The 17003-nt window shown below is 72.8% G+C and carries 14 protein-coding genes and 1 pseudogene; 8 read left to right on the top strand and 7 right to left on the bottom strand.

The window, feature by feature from the left end; all coding sequences use genetic code 11:
- Window positions 1-98: 98 nt before the first annotated feature.
- From PPSIR1_RS50875 to PPSIR1_RS50405, 4 genes are all read left to right on the top strand, one after another.
- Window positions 99-2936, top strand: coding sequence for a M16 family metallopeptidase (locus PPSIR1_RS50875; protein WP_157596153.1), 2838 nt, complete (start codon window positions 99-101; stop codon window positions 2934-2936).
- A gap of 398 nt (window positions 2937-3334) precedes the next feature.
- Window positions 3335-3994, top strand: coding sequence for a hypothetical protein (locus PPSIR1_RS31115; RefSeq protein ID WP_006975204.1), 660 nt, complete (start codon window positions 3335-3337; stop codon window positions 3992-3994).
- Window positions 3995-4004: 10 nt separating this feature from the next.
- The gene (locus tag PPSIR1_RS31120) at window positions 4005-5318 is read left to right on the top strand and encodes a Mur ligase family protein (protein WP_006975205.1); all 1314 of its coding nucleotides are present in this window, start codon (window positions 4005-4007) and stop codon (window positions 5316-5318) included.
- A gap of 544 nt (window positions 5319-5862) precedes the next feature.
- A complete protein-coding gene (locus PPSIR1_RS50405) occupies window positions 5863-6522 on the top strand; it encodes a DUF2461 domain-containing protein (RefSeq protein ID WP_269744737.1) in 660 nt (219 codons plus the stop codon).
- 14 nt (window positions 6523-6536) lie between these two features.
- On the opposite strand, the gene PPSIR1_RS31130 is transcribed toward PPSIR1_RS50405, so the two are convergent.
- The 7 genes from PPSIR1_RS31130 to PPSIR1_RS31160 form a co-directional block, all read right to left on the bottom strand.
- Window positions 6537-7148 carry a sigma-70 family RNA polymerase sigma factor gene (locus PPSIR1_RS31130; protein ID WP_045117130.1) on the bottom strand — a complete coding sequence of 204 codons (612 nt, stop codon included), beginning with the start codon at window positions 7146-7148 and terminating at the stop codon, window positions 6537-6539.
- Window positions 7145-7696 carry a VOC family protein gene (locus PPSIR1_RS31135; protein ID WP_006975208.1) on the bottom strand — a complete coding sequence of 184 codons (552 nt, stop codon included), beginning with the start codon at window positions 7694-7696 and terminating at the stop codon, window positions 7145-7147. The genes PPSIR1_RS31130 and PPSIR1_RS31135 overlap by 4 nt, the downstream gene beginning before the upstream one ends.
- Window positions 7697-8037: 341 nt before the next feature.
- Window positions 8038-8658, bottom strand: a complete 621-nt coding sequence (gene ruvA, locus PPSIR1_RS31140; protein ID WP_006975209.1) for a Holliday junction branch migration protein RuvA — start codon at window positions 8656-8658, stop codon at window positions 8038-8040.
- Between the two features lie 20 nt (window positions 8659-8678).
- On the bottom strand, window positions 8679-9251 hold the full coding sequence (gene ruvC, locus PPSIR1_RS31145; RefSeq protein WP_006975210.1) for a crossover junction endodeoxyribonuclease RuvC: 573 nt from the start codon (window positions 9249-9251) through the stop codon (window positions 8679-8681).
- A complete protein-coding gene (gene recD2, locus PPSIR1_RS31150; protein ID WP_006975211.1) occupies window positions 9248-11689 on the bottom strand; it encodes an SF1B family DNA helicase RecD2 in 2442 nt (813 codons plus the stop codon). Before recD2 ends, ruvC begins: the two co-directional genes overlap by 4 nt.
- A 49-nt stretch (window positions 11690-11738) precedes the next feature.
- The gene (locus PPSIR1_RS31155; protein WP_006975212.1) at window positions 11739-13469 is read right to left on the bottom strand and encodes an Ig-like domain-containing domain; all 1731 of its coding nucleotides are present in this window, start codon (window positions 13467-13469) and stop codon (window positions 11739-11741) included.
- A gap of 31 nt (window positions 13470-13500) precedes the next feature.
- Window positions 13501-14415: a hypothetical protein gene (locus tag PPSIR1_RS31160; RefSeq protein WP_157596154.1), complete on the bottom strand. Its 915-nt coding sequence runs from the start codon at window positions 14413-14415 to the stop codon at window positions 13501-13503.
- Between the two features lie 75 nt (window positions 14416-14490).
- Between PPSIR1_RS31160 and PPSIR1_RS31165 the strand changes: the two genes are divergently transcribed.
- The 4 genes and pseudogenes from PPSIR1_RS31165 to PPSIR1_RS44365 form a co-directional block, all read left to right on the top strand.
- Window positions 14491-15099, top strand: a complete 609-nt coding sequence (locus PPSIR1_RS31165) for a Maf family protein (protein ID WP_006975214.1) — start codon at window positions 14491-14493, stop codon at window positions 15097-15099.
- A 7-nt stretch (window positions 15100-15106) separates the two neighbouring features.
- Window positions 15107-15844 (top strand): YggS family pyridoxal phosphate-dependent enzyme, encoded by a 738-nt coding sequence (locus PPSIR1_RS31170; protein WP_006975215.1) that lies wholly within the window; start codon window positions 15107-15109, stop codon window positions 15842-15844.
- Window positions 15845-16091: 247 nt separating this feature from the next.
- Window positions 16092-16316 (top strand): annotated as a pseudogene (locus PPSIR1_RS51345) ((2Fe-2S)-binding protein); the annotation flags it as partial.
- Between the two features lie 48 nt (window positions 16317-16364).
- Window positions 16365-17003: FAD-dependent monooxygenase (locus tag PPSIR1_RS44365; protein WP_232296572.1), on the top strand; the 639-nt coding region annotated here is incomplete at its 3' end.

Consider the following 17003-nt stretch of genomic DNA (forward strand, 5'->3'; position numbering starts at 1 on the left):
CGCCCGACCGGCACAGCTCGCTCGGCGCGCGCCCTTGCGCCTGCGCCAATTGGGGGTGGTTGCGGACCGAGGTCCAGGAACACTAGCCTGGCACGAGCGTGCCCGACACTCCCCTGCCCGTCCCCGAGATGGCCGTCGCCGTCCACACCCTCGACAATGGACTGCGGGTCTACCTCGCCGAGAACCACGACGAGCCGTGGATCGCCTGTCGCATCGCCGTCCGGGCCGGCGCGGCGCAAGAGCCCGCCCACGCCACGGGCCTGGCCCACTACCTCGAGCACATGCTGGCCAACAAGGGCAGCGTCGAGCTCGGGACCAAGGACGCCGCCGCCGAGCGCCCCCACCTCGACGCCCTGCGCGAGCTCTACGAGCGCCTGCGCGGCGAGGAGGGCCGAGAGCCCGAGGCCCGCGCGCGCCTGCTCGCCAAGATCGACGAGGCCAGCGTCAGCGCCAACGCCTACGCCATCGCCAACGAGCTCAAGCAGGCCTACGGGCTCATGGGCGCCCGCGGGCTCAACGCGATGACCTCCCACGACCGCACCATCTACACGGTCGACATCCCCAGCAACCGCATCGAGGCGTGGGCGACCCTCGAGGGCGACCGCTTCCGCCACCCCGTGTTCCGCGGCTTCCCGACGGAGCTCGAGACCATCATCGAGGAAAAGAACCGGGCCCTCGACAACGCCAACCGAGCCCTGGCCCGGGAGGTCGCGTCGCGGATCTTCGTCGACCACCCCTACGCCCGCGACGTCCTCGGCGAGGTCGGGCACCTGCTGACCCCGTCCATCGCCGAGACCGAGGCCTTCTTCCGCCGCTGGTACGTGCCCAACAACATGGCGGTGATCCTCGCCGGCGATCTGGACCCGGCGCGCACCCTCGAGCTCATCCGTACCCACTTCGGCGGCCTCGAGGCCCGCGCCCTGCCCGAGCGCGCCCACCCCTTCGGGGCCATGGCGAAGGCCGAGCAGCGCGTGCAGATCACCCACCGGGGCGACCCCGAGGTGCGCATCGTGTGGCGGACCGTGGCCCGCACCCACCCCGACGCCGAGGCCCTGCTGCTCGCCGACATGATGCTCGACAACAGCGCCACGGGCCTGCTCGACACCCGCCTGACCCAGCCCCAGAAGGTCCGCGACGCCGGCTCCTTCCCGCGCTTTCGGCTCCAGGGCGGGAGCCAGACCGTGTGGGGGCGGCCGCGGGCCGGGCAGAGCCTCGACGAGGTCGAGGCCTTGCTCGACGAGCAGGTCGAGGCCCTGCGCGCCGGCGACTTCGAGACCGCGGATCTGCGCGCGCTGATCGCCAACTTCGAGGTCGGGGAGCTGCGCCAGCTCGAGAGCAACGCGGCCCAGGCCGGGCTGATGCTCGACGCCTTCATCTACGACCAGCCGTGGTCGGCGATCCGCAACCGCATCGCCCGGCTGGCGACCATCGGCCGGGACCAGGTCGTCGACGCCGCCCGGCGCTGGCTCGGGCCCGAGCGCGTCGTCGCCCGGCGCGTCGAGGGCGAGCCCGAGGTCGCCAAGATCCCCGTGTTCGGCCTGAGCGAGCTGAGCGTCGACGCCGAGGCCCACTCCGCCCTCTACCACCGCGTCCGCGCCCTGCCCGTGGACGAGCTCGGGGTCCAGATCCTGCGCCGCGGCGAGCACTACCAGTGCGTCGAGACGCCCCGGGGCCGGCTCTACCACAGCGACAACCCCAACAACGATCTGGCCCAGCTGACCTTCCGGCGCTACATCGGCTCGCGCCACGACCCGGTCCTCGCCAAGGGCCTGGCGCTGTGGACCCGGGCCGGCGTCGGCGCGCTCGACCTGGCCGGCTACCGCCGCTACCTGTTCCACAGCGCGGCCGCGGTCAGCGTGGACTGCCGGCGCCAGTCGACGGACCTGAGCATGGCCGGGCGCGCCCCCGTGCTCGCCCCCGTGCTGCGCAAGGTCGAGGCCCGCCTGGCCGAGCCCGCGCTGACCGAGGGCGAGCGCCAGCGCTGGGCCGAGGACGTGGTCAGCAAGCGGACCCAGCGGCGCGAGACCGCCGAGTTCAAGTTCCGCGTGCTCAAGCAGTGGGCGCTGCGGGGCGAGCGGAGCCCCTTCCTGGCCGAGGCCCTGACCAACGAGCAGGTCCTCGCCCTCGAGCTCGACGAGCTGCGCGCGGCCTCGGCCAAGCTCGCCGCCTACGAGGAGGTCTGCGTCTACGCCGGGCCCCACGGCGTCGACGAGCTCCTGGCGATCCTCGGCTACGACCAGGGGACCCCGCAGACCCGCCCCGCGCCGCTGCCTTCGCCGGACTACCAGGCCACCGAGTTCGCCCCGCTCACCGGCACGCGCGTATTCGTCGTCCACCACGAGGCCGCCCAGGCCAAGATCGGCCTCTACCTCCCGGGCGAGCCCTACGACCCGACCCGCTCCCCGCGCTACCGGCTCTACTCCGAGTACGTCGGCGGCCAGGCCGGGCTGATCTTCCAAGAGGTCCGCGAGGCCCGGGGCCTGGCCTACTCGGCCCACGGCGGCATGTCCATGGGCGCGCGCCTGGGTGACCGCAACCTGTTTTGGGCCAGCGCCGCGAGCCGCCCCGACCGCGCCGCCGAGGCCGTGGCCGTGCTCATGGGGCTGATGCGCGAGCTGCCTGTCCAGGAACGCCGCTTCGAGCGAGCCCGAGGCGCCGCCATCGAGAAGCTCGTCAACGCCCGGGTGCGCTTTCGCGGCTACGGCTTCAACGCCGAGGACTGGCGCCTGCGCGGCCTCGACGAGGACCCCCGCCCGCGCCTGCTCGCCGAGCTGCGCCAGCTGGGCCTGGCCGAGCTGCTCGAGTTCGCCGCGCCGCTGGGGCAAGCTGGCGCCGCCGTGGTGCTCGTGGGTGACACCCAGCGCATGGACATGGCCGCCCTCGCCCAGCTCGGCGAGCTCGAGCTGCGCACCCTCGACGAGCTGTCCGCGTACTGAAATACCCCCACAATCGCCTCGGACCGGGGGCGCTCTCTGTCATGCCCCCACGAGCGCCCTCGGACCGGGGGCGCTTCGTCGCTGTCCGCTCCTCCGCTTTGGCTGGTGGGCAATGGGGTTCGTGCCTTGGCATGGGCATTGAGTCGCCCCCGCTCGCGGGGGCGTGGTCTGCCGGGGTGAAGGTCACCGCATCACTACGAGGCGTCGTCTAGCGGGGGTGAAGATCATCTCATCGCTGGGCGCCCTCAGGCTGGGGTGCTCTGTCGCCATCCGCTCCTTCGAGACGGCCCCGAGTCCGCCCTGAGCCCGCGCGCGATGCGCACTAGTTGGGCTCTCGGCGCGTTCTTGGCGAAACGCGAATGTTCGGCCGCGGGCGCGCGTATGCTGTGCCCGCCGCAATGGACATCGATCGCTCCCGATTCATGCTGCTGACCGCCTCCCTCGCCGCGGCCTGCAACCAGAGCCAGGTCGCCCAGCCGAGCACGCCCAGCGACGACCCCGGCTCCAACCCGGCCCTCGTCGCCGCCGAGCCCAGCGGGCGGGCGACGGACGCGGGCCCCGACGAGACCCGCGACGGCGAGTCGCCGCCGTCTGTGTGGCTCGAGATCCCCCCGGGCAGCCAGGACGTCAGCGCGCCGACCAGCTGCGACGAGTCGCCGCCCCAGCTGATGACCTGCCGCAACCTCGAGGCCCCAGCCGGGCACTGCGAGAGCTTCGACGACACCTTCCGGCTGTGCAATTCCTTCCCGGCCTTCCTCCAGCCGCGCCCGGCCAACGCCGCCATCGAGTGCATGCTCGAGCAGTCCGGCAGCCAGGGCATCTGCTCGTGGCGGGTCTGGAACGACTGCACCCAGGTCGGCATGCAGGCCGCGTGCATCGAGGCCGACACCCGAGCGACCTGCGACACCGTCAGCTCGAGCTGCGGCGGCAGCGTGGAGACCTTCACCTGCCAGCGCGCGCTCTCGGCCATCCGCCCGCGCCACCGCGCCTCCGCGGCAGCGTGCATCCAGGAGTTCTGCGAGACGGACTTTTGCATCACGGACCTCTCCCACCGCTGAGCTCCAAGGAATGCACAACCCCTACCCGCCGCCGCCGAGCTGGGCCGAGGACATCGTCTCGGTTGGGGTCACCGGGACCGACGGCAAGACCTCGACGACGCGCTTTCTGGCCGCGGCCATGGCCCGGGCCGGGGGCGGCCCGACGGCTCGGGTGACCACCGTCGACGCCTCCATCCTGCGCTGCGACCCCGACGGCTCCGCTCCGCTGCGCGAGCACGGCGGCCCCCCGCCCGAGAACCACCGCGCCTTCCTGCGCCACCTCGGCCAGCTCCGCGACGAGCCGGGCCCGCGCTTCGCCGCGATCGAGGCCACCTCGACCACCCTCGCCATCGGCTTTGCGACCGCGTGGCCGTTTCGCGTCGGCGTGTTCACCAACCTCGGCCACGACCACCTCCGCGCCCACGGGAGCTACGAGCACTACCTCGCCAGCAAGGCCCAGCTGTTCCTGTCCCTGCCCCCTGGCGGCTTCGCGGTGCTCAACGCCGACGACCCCACCCACGCCCTCGTCGCCGAGGTCCTGCCCGAGGGCGTGCAGGCGCTGTGGTTCGCCGGGCCGGGCCGGGCCGAAGATCGCCCCGTCGATCTGCGCCTCTCGACCCTCCCCAGCTCACCGGGCGAGCCGCCCGAGCCCCGCAGCGCCTGGACCGGCCAGCGCCTGCGCGTCGACTGCTCCTTGCCCGCCGGATCCGCGCTCCCGTCCACCCTGACCCTCCGCGCCCTCCCCCGCTTCCAGACCGAGAACGCGGCCGCGGCCCTGCTCGCGGCCCTCGCCCTCGGCCTGCCCGCCGCCCCAGCGGCCGCCGCCATCGCCGAGTGCGAGCCGCCCGTGGGTCGCTTCGAGCTCCTCGCCCTCCCCGAGCTCGACGCCGAGGCCCGCGCCCGCCTCCCGCGCGTCGTGATCGACTACGCCCACACCCCCGAGGCCCTGGAGCTCGTGCTGCGCTGCGCCCGAGAGCTCCACCCGGGACGCTGTTTCGTCGTGTTTGGGGCTGGAGGCAGCGCCGACCCCAGCAAGCGCGCCCCCCTGGGCCTCGCCGCCAGCGTGGCCGACCGGATCTTCGTCACCACCGACAACCCGCGGGACGAAGATCCGTCGGACATCGCCCGGCAAGTGTGCGCAGGCATCCCGGCTGGACACCCCCACGTCGTCGAGCTCGATCGGGGCCAGGCCATCGCCCTCGCCATCGCCGAAGCCCAGCCCGGGGACCTCGTCATCGTCGCCGGCAAGGGCCACGAGCGCGACCAGATCCGCGGGAAGGAGCGCACGCCCTTCTCCGATCACGACGCCGCCCGGGCGGCCCTCCTCGCCCGCGCCCGGGGCTAGCGCTCGACGGCTGATCCGGGCGCGGTGCATCATGGGAGCGAAGGAGGGTCCCATGGCTCGCGCGAAGAAGAAGGCTTCGAAGAAGAAGGTCGCCAAGAAGAAGGTCGCCAAGAAGAAGGTCGCCAAGAAGAAGGTCGCCAAGAAGAAGGCCACCAAGAAGAAGGCCACCAAGAAGAAGGCCACCAAGAAGAAGGCCACCAAGAAGAAGGCCACCAAGAAGAAGGCCACCAAGAAGAAGGCCACCAAGAAGAAGGCCACCAAGAAGAAGGCCACCAAGAAGAAGTCGACCGCCAAGAAGAAGGCGACCGCCAAGAAGAAGGCGACCGCCAAGAAGAAGGCCCCCGCCAAGAAGAAGGCCCCCGCCAAGAAGAAGGCCCCCGCCAAGAAGAAGGCCCCCGCCAAGAAGAAGGCCCCCGCCAAGAAGAAGGCCCCCGCCAAAAAGAAGGCGACCGCCAAGAAGAAGGCCACCAAGAAGAAGAAGTCGACCGCCAAGAAGAAGGCCCCCGCAGCCGCCAGCGGAGACTTCCGAGGCTTCGGCCCGGGCTTGCTCGAGTTCTTCGCGGAGCTGTCCATGAACAACGACCGCGACTGGTTCGAGGCCAACAAGGCGCGCTACGAGGAGCAAGTCCGCGAACCCGCGCTGGCCTTCGTCCGCGCCATGGGCCCGAGGCTCGCCGAGATCAGCGGACACTTCGTCGCCTCGGACAAGAAGGTCGGCGGCTCGCTGATGCGCATCTATCGCGACGTCCGCTTCTCCAAGGACAAGACCCCCTACAAGACCAACCTCGGCATCCAGTTCCGCCACGAGGTCGGCAAGGACGTGCACGCGCCGGGCTTTTACGTGCACATGGACAACGAGGGCGTGTTCCTCGGCGCGGGCACCTGGCGCCCGGAGAGCTCCGCCCTCGCGCAGCTGCGTGCGGCCATCGCCGAAGACGACGGGGCCTGGACGGCGGCCCGCGACGACGCGCGCTTCCGCGAGCACTGGCGCCTGGGCGGCGACAGCCTCAAGCGCCCGCCCCGGGGCTTCGACGCCGAGCACCCGCTGATCGAGGACATCAAGCGCAAGGACCACATCGCCGTGTGCGACCTGAGCATCGGCGACCTGCTCGGCCCGGGCAGCGTCGACCGCATCGCCGAGCGCTTCGCTACCTCGGCGCCCTACGTGGGCTGGCTGTGCGGCGTGCTCGGCGTGCCCTTTTGATCCTTCTCGAGCTCTCAGTCGCACCCGCACGGCCCGCAGCCGCGCGGGGCGAAGTCCGTGACCCGGCCGCGCGCGTCGAGCTCCACGGCGCAACACGCCAGCAGCTCGGCGTGCAGCCGCTCGCGCCCGCGCTGAACCCGGGACTTGAGGGTCGACAGCGGCACGCCCAGGCGCTCGGCGGCCTCGCGCTGGCTCAGGCCCTCGAGCTCGGTCAGCTCGAGGGCCGCGCGCATCTTCGGGGGCAGCGTGGTGATGCGCTGGCGCACCCACGCGCCGAGAAAGCGGGGCGCGCGGTCGTCCGCCTCGATGGCGCGGTCGAGCTCCGAGGGCAGGCCCAAGCCGAGGGCCTCGTCGTCGGCGCTCACCGACGGCGGGACGTGGCGGCGGCGGTGGTCGATGAGCACGTTGCGGGCGATGCGAAAGGCCCAGGCGTCGAGGCGCTCTTCGTCGCGCAGCTGCTCCCGGCGCTCGTGCATGCGCAGCACCACCTCCTGGGTCAGGTCCTCGGCGAGCTGACGATCGGAGACCCGCGCGCCCAGGAAGGCGCGCAGGTTGGCGTGGACGCGGCGCCAGGTCGACTCGGCGACCGCGTCCGCCCCGCTGGGGCTGGCCAGGGCCTCGGTCATGCGCAGCACCCGGGTGAGCAGCAGGCCTCGTCCGTCGAGGCCTCGATGCCGACGCCCGCCGTGCCCTCGACGGAGACCGCGGGGCGGCTGTGCTCGGGGATGTCGGCCTCGGTCACGACGAACACCTCCCACGCGTTCGCGTCGGGGTCCTCGAACCATACCTTGTCCTGGACGGCGTAGCAGCAGCCCACCCCGACCTCGGCGCGGGCGGCAAAGCCAGCCCGGGCCATGGTCGCGCGCTTGGTCATGACCTCGCCCGTGGACTTGACCTGGACGCCGAAGTGCGCGGGCGAGCGCTGCTTGGGCGCGTCCTTGGCGAAATTGAGGGTCAGGTTCAGGGGCGGCTCGGCGAGCTCGAACTTGGCGTAGATGGCGGTCCCGCTCGCGACGGCAGCGTCCTCGCCAGCCTCGACCACCGCCCGGCGCACCTTGGTCGGCTCGGTCTCGAACAGCTCGGAGTAAAAGGCGATGGAGCGCTCGACGTCCGCGGACGCGAGGGCGACGTGGGCGCGCATCTTGGTGGCGAAGGTGACGGCTGAGGTCTGCATGTCCTGGCAGACGCAGAGCTCCCCTGGCGGACGCAAAAAAGTTCGCCCCTACCGAGAAAGGCAGCCGCCCACGGGTTCAACGCCAGCTGAGTCCGTGGACGACGCTTTCCTGGATCATGGGTCCCGGCGTGGCCGGGGTGGGCGACTTCTACGGGGTCCCCGGACCTCCGTGGGGGCAAAGCAGAGCTCAGGGGCTGTCAACGAATCCACGCCCCCGCTCGCGGGGGCGACCACCAGCCCTCTCGAAGGCACGAACCCCATTGCCCACCAAGCCAAAGCGGAGGAGCGGATAGCGACGAAGCGCCCCCGGTCTTCAAATGCCTGCGGGGGTAGAGCAGAGTTCAGCGCTCCATCAATTTGGCCAGGGTCATGCGCACGAGGGCGTCCAGCTGCACGTTGGCCCCTTCGGCGAGCTCGGCCTCCACGGCGACCAGCGCCTTCTCGACGGCGCGGCCCTTCCAGCCCAGGCTCAACAGCACCTCCCGGGCCTCCGTGCCAAAGTCCGGCGCCTCGGCGGGCAGGAGCTCGGCTTGGGTCCCGGGCTCACCGCCCCGCTGCGCGCGCAGCAGCTCGAGCAAGGTCACGACCTTGTCCCCCAGGGTCAGCACGATCTGCTCGGAGGTCTTCTTGCCGATGCCGGGGATCTTGACCAGCTTGGCGCTGTCCTTGGCCGCGATGGTCTCGAGCAGCTCGATGGCCGGGAAGCCGCCGAGCACGGCGACGGCGTTGCGCGGGCCGACCTTCGGCACGGAGGTCAGCATGCGGAACAGCAGGCGCTCCTCGGCCTCGGCGAAGCCGAACAAGGTGATCGCGTCCTCGCGCACGTTGGTGTGCACCCACAGCTCGACCTCGTCCCCTTCGGCGGGCACGCCCGCGAGGGTTTGAATGGATACGAAGAGCTCGTAGCCCACGCCCTTGACGTCGAGGATGACGACGCCCGAGGCGGGGTCGCGGTGCTTCACGACTCCGGATAGCCAACCAATCATGGGGATTTCCTCGCTTTTGCCTTCACTTTTGCCTTTGCGGGCGTCGCCTCGGTGACGCCCGACAAGCGCCGCGCTTGTACGTGGCAGATGGCCGTGGCCAGGGCGTCCGCGGCGTCGGCCTGGGGCTCCTTGGCCAGCCGGCACAATAGCTGGACCCGGGCCTGGACCTCGGCCTTGGTCGCCCGGCCTCGCCCGGTCACGGCCCGCTTGATCATCGCCGGGGCGTACTCGGCCACGCTCAGCCCGTGCTCGAGGGCGATGAGCTTGAACGCGCCCCGGGCCTCGGCGAGGGTCAGGGCGCTGGCCGCGTTGAGGCCGTGGAAGGCCCGCTCGATGGCGAGCTCGTGGGGCTGAAACTCAGCGAGGAGCTCGCGCAGGCCGCTGGCGATCTCGACCAGGCGCACGTGCATCTCGTCCCGGGCCCTGGCGCGCAGGACCCCGCACTCGACGTAGTCGAAGCGGGCGGGCCCGGGACCCGCGCTGGACTTGGACCGCGTCGGGACCTCGACGAGGGCGTAGCCGACGACCCGCGTGCCCGGATCGATGCCCAGGATTCGCGTGCAGCTCACAGCGGCAGGTCCTCCGAGTCGAGCTCACCGGCGTCCTCGCCCGCGTCCCCGAACAGCGCCTCGCCCATCCCCAGGTCCGCCTCCGCCCCTCCCCCGCCGTCCCACTCCAGGGTCGCCATGGCGATGGTCCGCTCGGCCAGCCCCGTCCACCGGTGCGCCGCGTCGGCCCGACGGATCGCCCGCTCGATGGCCCGCGGGTCGCCCACGAGCACGCACAGCCGCCGCGCCCGGGTCATCGCCGTGTACAGCAGGTTGCGGCGGAGCATCACGTGGTGCTCGGTGAGCATGGGGATGAGCACGGCCGGGAACTCGCTGCCCTGGCTCTTGTGGATCGAGATGGCGTAGGCCAGGCGCAGGGAGCCCAGGTCCTTGCGCTCGTAGGTCGAGAGGCTGCCCTCGAAGTCGACGGTCATCGTGCCGGCCCCGTTGGCGGCGCTCTGGTCCATGCGCAGGACCACGCCGATGTCGCCGTTGAACACGCCGCGGTCGTAGTCGTTGCGGATCTGCATGACCCGATCGCCCAGGCGAAACACCCGCCCGTCGCCGCCCTTGCCCCGCCCCGCTCCCGGGGCCTCGAGGCACTCGCGGTCGCCGGTGTAGCGGGCCTGGAGCGCGCGGTTGAAGGCCTCCGTGCCCGCGCGACCCTTGTGCATGGGGCACAGCACCTGGACCTCGGTGATGCGGTCCAGGCCAAAGGCGGCGGGGATGCGCTCGGCGGCCATCTCGACGATCTTGGCGTGGGTCCGCTCGGCGTCCGGGGCCCGGAGCACGAAGAACTCCCCGGCCTTGCCGCGATCGGCCCCGTCGGGGGCCAGCGGGCGCCCCGACAGCACGTGGTGGGCGTTGAGGACGATGGTCGAGCCCTCTTGCTGGCGAAAGATCCGGTCGAGGCGGACCACGGGGACCTCCAGCTCGCCCCCCCGCTCGCCGAGGGTCTCGGCGGCGCGGATCAGGTCGCGGAGCACGTTGCCCGGGCCCACGGAGGGCAGCTGATCCGCGTCGCCGACGAGCAGCAGGCGGTTGTCGGCGGTCAGCGAGGTGATCAGCGCCTCGGCGAGCTCGAGGTCGAGCATCGAGCTCTCGTCGATGACCACCAGCCCCGGCGGCAGCGGGTCGTTGGCGCAGTGCTTGAACTCGCCGGTCTCGCCCTGGACCTCGAGCAGGCGGTGGACCGTGCGCGCGGCCTCGCCGGTGGTCTGCTCGAGGCGCTTGGCCGCCCGGCCCGTGGGCGCGGCGAGCATGATCGGGACCAGGGCCGCCTTGGCGACGTTGAGCACGTTGGCGACCACGGTGCTCTTGCCCGTGCCCGGACCGCCGGTGAGGATCGTGACCCCGCAGCGCGCCACGGCCTCGACGGCCCGGCGCTGGCCCTCGCTGAGGTGGTCGGGCAGCTCGCCCACGGGCCAGGCCTCGCTCGGGGCGCTGGCGAGGGCGAGCAGGGCCGCGACGAGGTTGGTCTCGGCCTCGTCGAAGCGCTCGAGGAAGTAGAGCTCGTCGGGGCCGCCCGCCGGCTTTGGGCCCCCCGAGCCCTTCTCCCCCGAGTGGAAGCCCGACTCTGGCCGCAGCCGCGGGATCAGGTCGCCGGCGTCGATGAGGCGATCGATGCCGGCCTCGATGCGCGCCTCGGGCAGCGAGAGGATCGAGCGCGCCTGGTCCAGCAAGCTGCCCGGCGGCAGCGCGCAGTGTCCGTCGTTCTTGGCCTTCTCGAGGGCGTGCACGATGCCCGCGTCGACGCGCTCGTCGCTGTCGAGGTCCACGCCCAGGGCTCGGGCGATGCGGTCGGCGGTCTGGAAGCCGATGCCCTTGACCTCCCGCGCGAGGCGGTAGGGGTGGTGGACCAGCATCGCCATGGCCTGGTCGCCGTAGCGCCGGTGCAGGCTCAGGCCCAGGCGCGGCGAGACCTCGAGCTCGAGCAGACGATTCTCGAGCTCGGCCACGGGCCCCTGGCGGGTCTCGTGGTAGGCGGTGATGCTGTCGAGGGTCTTTTGGCCCAGGCCCGAGACCTCGAGCAGGCGGTCGGCGTCGGTGTCGAGGATGTCGAGGGTGTCCGCGCCGAAGCGCCGGACGATGCGCTCGGCCATGACCTCGCGGATGCCCGGGTAGGTCTTGAGCCGCGCGACGATCTGCGCCGTGGTCGTGGGCCGGGCCAGCTCGATGTGCTCGAGCTGGAACTGGCGCCCGTGGGTGGGGTGCACCGTCCAGCGTCCCCGGGCCACGACCTCGCCGCCGTCCTCGACCCCGGGCGTGCGCCCGACCATGGTCACCAGGCCCAGCTCGCCCTCGACGTGGACCCGCAGCACGGTCCAGCGCGAGTCGACGTTGTGGTAGACGGTCCGCTCGACGACGCCCTCGACCTTGTCGAGCTGCGGGCGAGCTTGCTGGCGGGCGGGGCCGCGGCCTCGCTCGGGCGGCTCGGAGCCCTGGTCGTCGATCGGCATGTCCGCCAAGCATCCGGCACTCGCGGCTCGATGGCAAAAGCCCGGCGGCTCAGGGTGAGCGGCCCGGTGACGCGGAGCCCAGGGGATGGGAGCGCCAGCGGGGCGGGTGCGCGGGCAGATCGCAGCCGTCGCTGGCGGGCGTCGCAACCACGCTCCGCCCGGCGTGGGCCGCCGCGCTCGGGTCGATCCAGTTCCCGTAGCTCGAGATGGAGATCGGCCCCTCGGGCCCCGGCATCCACAGCGTCAGCGGCTCCCCCGCGTTCTTGAGGCCGCCCTCGCCGAGGCTACCGTCGACCACGACGAGCTTCGCTCCCGGAGGCGGCGGGGGATCGTCCCCCAAGCCCGGCGCCCAGCCCTGCGCGACGACCACGGCCAGCTCCCCGGGCGCGAGCGCCATGGCCGGCAAGGAGTCCCCGGGGATCGCCTCCCCGGCCAGTGAGGCCGCGCGCATCTCCGCCATGCTCCGGTCGCTGAGGATCAGCCCGGCCAGCTCCACGGGCCCGGGGGCGTCGGCGGCGAGGGCCAGCTCGACGAACTCGGCGTGGGGCTCGGGGCCGAGGGGGTTGGCGAGGATCTCCGAGATGCGCAGGCCTTCGGGTACCGCGGGGTCGAAGCTCGGGCCGGCGACGGCAGCACCGCCCGCGCGGGCCCAGTTCCCCGCCGCGTCCTCGAGCTCGAGGGTCCACGGGAGCGCCTCGCCCACGCCGCTCGCCTCGGCCGCCGCGCCCAGGACCGACAGACCCTCGGGGAGCTCGGCGACGATCGAGGCCTCCCCGACCTCCAGGCGCGCGCGCACGGGCTCGGACACCGTCACCTCCAGGACCACGCAGCGACCCCGCGTCTCGTCCGCGCCGGCCACGACGAAGCCCGGCGCGTCGAGGTCGGGCCCCTCCCCCGTGGCGAACCAGCCCTCGTTGGCCGCGCTCGGGCGCACGACGGGCCGACCGAGACGATCGACGAGGCTGCCCCCCGCGGGCCGATAGCGAACGCCGGGGCGCAGCAGGGTGCGGGGTCGCAGGCGCAAGCACGCGCCGGGGACCCAGCCTGGGCAGGGCTCGGGCGCTTCGAGGATCACCCCGGGTCCGCCGTCCTCGGCCTCGAGCTCGACGCTCGCCCCGCTCTCGGATCCCGGCAACGGCACGGGCGGCGAGAAGCTCAGCTCGACGCGGCCGAGGTTCGTCGGCACGCCCTCGCGCCCGGGGGCCGGCGAGACCAGGCGCGGCTCCGGCCCGCCGCTGCCCGCCCGCGCCGTAGACAGCACGCGCAGCCACGGGCCCGGCGTCCCTCCGCCGCCGCCGAGCAGCCCCGCGCCGCCCCGGTCGCGCACGCCCGCGCCGAGGACCAGGCTGTAGCGCCGCCCCGCGTCGAGGGCCCGCCCGAGGGTCAGCGTCGCGCGGGTGCCCTCGGCCGAGAGCGCGAGCTCGAATTGGGGGTCGTCCTCGCCGAGGTACTCCCCGTCTTCGAGGTCCGAGAGCACCGCCGAGCGCACCGGATCCGTCTGGCAGCGGCCCGCCACGCACAGCCCCTCCGCGCACACCGGCGTGTGCTCGCAGTCCTCGCCGAGTTCCCAGGGGATCAGCGCGACGCTGCCCCGGTGCAGCGAGGTCGGGTCGAGGGGCTCGCTGAACGCGAGCGCGAGCTCGGGCAAGACGGGCACGGCGACGGCGCCCGCGTCGAGGGTGCTGGTCACCACGCGGGGTCCGTCGAGGTCGACGGTCGGCTCGGGCAGGCACCCGAGGCTGAGGCAGGCGAAGGCGGCGAGGGCGAGGGAGCGCGGCATGCTCCCTCGTCGGCCGGGACCCGCGGGGCTTTCAGTCCGCCTGCAGCGAGGCCTCGAAGGCCCGCACCGCCTCGACGGCCCCGAAGGCCTGCGTGCCGAAGGAGCGCCCGCCGTCGTTGTAGACGTGGCGCGCCCAGTAGTCCCGGGGATCCGCGTCGAGCACCAGCGTGCGCGCCCCGTCCTCGTCGGCGACCAGGGCGAAGGGCGTGACCGCGGGCTCTTCGCGGAGGTCGAAGAACAGCTCGAGGCGCTCGCCGTCGACGCGGTAGGTCAGCGACTCCGTGCTCCAGTCGTCGAAGTCGCCGCGGTGGAACCAGCCCACGCCGCGGCCGTCGATGGCCGGCGCCGCGAGCTGGTACATCGCAAAGCCGGCGCCGCCGGTGGCGTAGTTGCGGTAGTCGATCCAGATGCGATCGCCGAGCTCCCCCGCCCCCGCGAGCCCGGGCGCGGGCGCATCCGTCAAGGCCTCGCCGAGGTCCGAGGGCACAAAGCGGTAGCGCGCCCCGGCCTCCCGCGGATCGTCGAGGATCACCAGCCACTGGTCGCCCGCGCCGTCGCGCTCGAGGCGGACGCGGCTGTGGTGGCGCTCGCCGGACTTGCGAAAGCGCAGGTCGAGCAGGTCCCCGTCGACGGCGTAGTCGAAGCTGTGGGTGTGGGCCAGGCCGACCTTGCCGTAGCGGTACAGCCCCTTGCCGTCGCCGTGGAAGTACCAAAAGCGCAGCGGGTCGCCCTCGCCGCGTCGGTCGTAGCGCATCCACAAGCCCCGCAGCACATCGGCCTGGACCTCCCCCTCGCCCGCCTCCTCCGTGGGCGCGGCGGCGCGGTCGTGTTCGCGGTGCTCCTCCCGGGCCTCGCGGACCGCGGTCGCGGCCACGGACAGGCCGACGACCCCCGCGATGAGCACGCTGGCGAGGGAACAAGGCGAGACGTTCGCGGGCCGAGTCATGGCCGCAGTCTAGACCATCTGTGCGCCCGATCCCGATTTGCGCCCCTGCCCAACTCGGGCGAGCATCTCGCGGCCATGCGCCCGCCGCTGATCCTCGCGTCCGCCTCGCCCCGCCGCGCCGAGCTCCTCGCCCGGGCAGGCTGGGAGCGCCAGCTGGCTCCCGTCGACTGCGACGAGAGCTGGCACCCGGGCGAGACCCCCGTCGCCTACGTCCAGCGCGTGGCCCGGGCCAAGGCCGAGCTCGCCGCGGCGCGGCACGGCCCGACGACATCCCCGACCTTGCTGCTCGCCGCCGACACCACGGTGTGGCTCGAGGGCGACGGCTCGGCGCCGCCCATGGCCAAGCCTGCCGAGCGCGGCGAGGCCCGGGCCATGCTCCGCTCGCTGACCGCCGGCCGTGCCCACCACGTGACCACGGCCTGCGCCTTCGTCGAGCTGTCCACCGGCGCGCACAGTCAGCTGTGCGAGACCACCGAGGTCCGCATGCGCCACCTCGACGACGCCGCCTTCGAGGCCTTCATCGGCCCCTACCTCGACGCCGGCGAGTGGACCGACAAGGCCGGGGGCTACGCCATCCAGGGCCTCGCCGCCGCCCTGGTCACCGGCATCACGGGGAGCTACACGAGCGTGGTCGGCCTCCCCCTCGCCCAGGTCGTCGCGCACCTCGAAGCCCTGTCCCGCTGAGCTCGCCATGCCCACCATCGACGTCCCCGCCCGCCTCGCCGACATCCGCGCGCGCCTCGACGCCGCCGTGGCCCGGCGCAACCCAAGCATCGCCGCCGACGCCCCCGAGGTCCGGCTGATCGGCGTCAGCAAGCGCCAGCCCCTGGCCAAGCTCGAGGCGGCCCACGCCGCCGGGCTCCGCGACTTTGGCGAGAACTATGCCCAGGAGCTCCGCGACAAGCAGCGCGACTGGGCGCCCGCGGGAGACGACGCGCCGCGCTGGCACTACATCGGCGCGCTCCAGTCCAACAAGCTCAAGTACCTGGTCGGCAAGACGACGCTGATCCACACCGTCGATCGCCCCGAGCTGTTGACCGCCATCGATCGCCGGGCCCACGCCGCCGGCGTCGTCCAGGACGTGCTCATCGAGGTCGCCATCGCCGGGGAGGCGCAAAAGGCCGGCGTCGCCCCAGCCGCGCTCCCCGACCTGCTCGCGGCCTGCGAGCGCGCGGAGCACGGCAGCGTCCGCTGCCTGGGCCTGATGATCATCCCCCCCGCCGGCACGCCCGAGGACACCCGATGCTGGTTCCAGGCCCTCCGCGAGCTCCGCGATGATCTGCGCGGCCGCTTCCCGGGCACGGGCGAGGCCCCGCGGGTGTTGCTGCGCGAGCTGTCCATGGGCATGAGCTCGGACTTCGAGGTCGCCATAGCGGAGGGCGCGACCCTCGTTCGGGTCGGAACCGCCATCTTTGGGCCCCGAAACTAGTCCCGAGCGGGGCTCGAACAGCGAGCCCTCGGAACGCGCCCATACAAAAACCCGGTTCTCCCGAGGGATCCCCGCCCAAGTGTGCGAGGAGTTGCCCAGCGAAGGCCCTTGCGCCACCCCTCGGGCCCAAGAACTTTTCCGGGTTCGGGCCGACCTTCGGGCTTCCACGCCCCCTGGAATCTGCTAACTAGGCTGCGTGACTCGTGCGCGCCCTTTGTTGGAGCCGGACCGGGAGACCGGGGAAACCGTGCACATTCGCTTCGACGAGACGCTGATCGCGGCGCGCCCCGAGGACACCCTCGCGACGGCGCTGATCGGCGCGGGCGAGCTGATGACGAGCCGCTCGCCCAAGTATCGCCGGCCCCGGGGCGCCTACTGCCTCGCGGGCGACTGCGGCACCTGTCTGGTCCGCGTCGACGGCCGGCCCAACGTGCGCGCGTGCATGACTCCGGTCCGCGAGGGCATGCGCGTGAGCTCGCAAAACACCTACCGCCCGCGACGCCTCGACCCCACCGCTATAGTGGACAAGGTCTTCGTCAAGGGCATGGACCACCACCACCTGATGGTCCGCCCGCGCATCGCCAACCAGATCATGCAGGAGTTCGCCCGCAACCTCACGGGCTTCGGCGAGCTCCCCGAGGTCGTGGGCGAGCGCGGCTGCGAGCACATCGCCCACGAGCTGCCCGTGCTGATCATCGGCGCGGGTCCGGCCGGGCGCGCGCTCGCGGCCCGCTTGCGCGAGGCGGGCATCGACCACGCGATCGTCGATCGCCTCGACCGGCCCCAGCTCCGCGCCGCGCCCGCCCTCGGAGCCGAGGCCCCCGCCCTCGCGCCCGTCGAAGACGTGCTCGCCGACACCGGCGTGTTCGGGGTCTACCCCGGACCCAAGCTCGGGCTCGAGGGCGAGGAGGAAGGGCCGGACCGCGCGCTCGTGGCCGCGAGCGAGGGCGGCGAGTCCTCGAACCACGAGCGCCTCTACGCCTTCCGCCCGCGCCACCTGGTGTTCGCCACGGGCTGCCGCGAGCCGATGATCCCCTTCGCCAACAACGACCTCCCCGGGGTCGTCGGCGCCCGGGGCCTGCTCGCCGCCCTGCGCCGCGCCGGGTCTCGGCTGAGCGGGCGCTGCGTCGTCGTCGGCGAGGGCGAGGCCGCCGAGGGC

It is taken from the genome of Plesiocystis pacifica SIR-1 (assembly GCF_000170895.1).
Taxonomy (GTDB): domain Bacteria; phylum Myxococcota_A; class Polyangia; order Nannocystales; family Nannocystaceae; genus Plesiocystis; species Plesiocystis pacifica.

Excerpts from the sequence above, each read along its gene's own strand:
- PPSIR1_RS31115 (WP_006975204.1), top strand. The coding sequence starts at position 3,335 with ATGGACATCGATCGCTCCCGATTCATGCTGCTGACCGCCTCCCTCGCC.
- PPSIR1_RS31120 (WP_006975205.1), top strand. The coding sequence starts at position 4,005 with ATGCACAACCCCTACCCGCCGCCGCCGAGCTGGGCCGAGGACATCGTC.
- PPSIR1_RS31130 (WP_045117130.1), bottom strand. The coding sequence starts at position 7,148 with ATGACCGAGGCCCTGGCCAGCCCCAGCGGGGCGGACGCGGTCGCCGAG.
- PPSIR1_RS31135 (WP_006975208.1), bottom strand. The coding sequence starts at position 7,696 with ATGCAGACCTCAGCCGTCACCTTCGCCACCAAGATGCGCGCCCACGTC.
- recD2 (WP_006975211.1), bottom strand. The coding sequence starts at position 11,689 with ATGCCGATCGACGACCAGGGCTCCGAGCCGCCCGAGCGAGGCCGCGGC.
- PPSIR1_RS31155 (WP_006975212.1), bottom strand. The coding sequence starts at position 13,469 with ATGCCGCGCTCCCTCGCCCTCGCCGCCTTCGCCTGCCTCAGCCTCGGG.
- PPSIR1_RS31160 (WP_157596154.1), bottom strand. The coding sequence starts at position 14,415 with ATGACTCGGCCCGCGAACGTCTCGCCTTGTTCCCTCGCCAGCGTGCTC.
- PPSIR1_RS31165 (WP_006975214.1), top strand. The coding sequence starts at position 14,491 with ATGCGCCCGCCGCTGATCCTCGCGTCCGCCTCGCCCCGCCGCGCCGAG.
- PPSIR1_RS31170 (WP_006975215.1), top strand. The coding sequence starts at position 15,107 with ATGCCCACCATCGACGTCCCCGCCCGCCTCGCCGACATCCGCGCGCGC.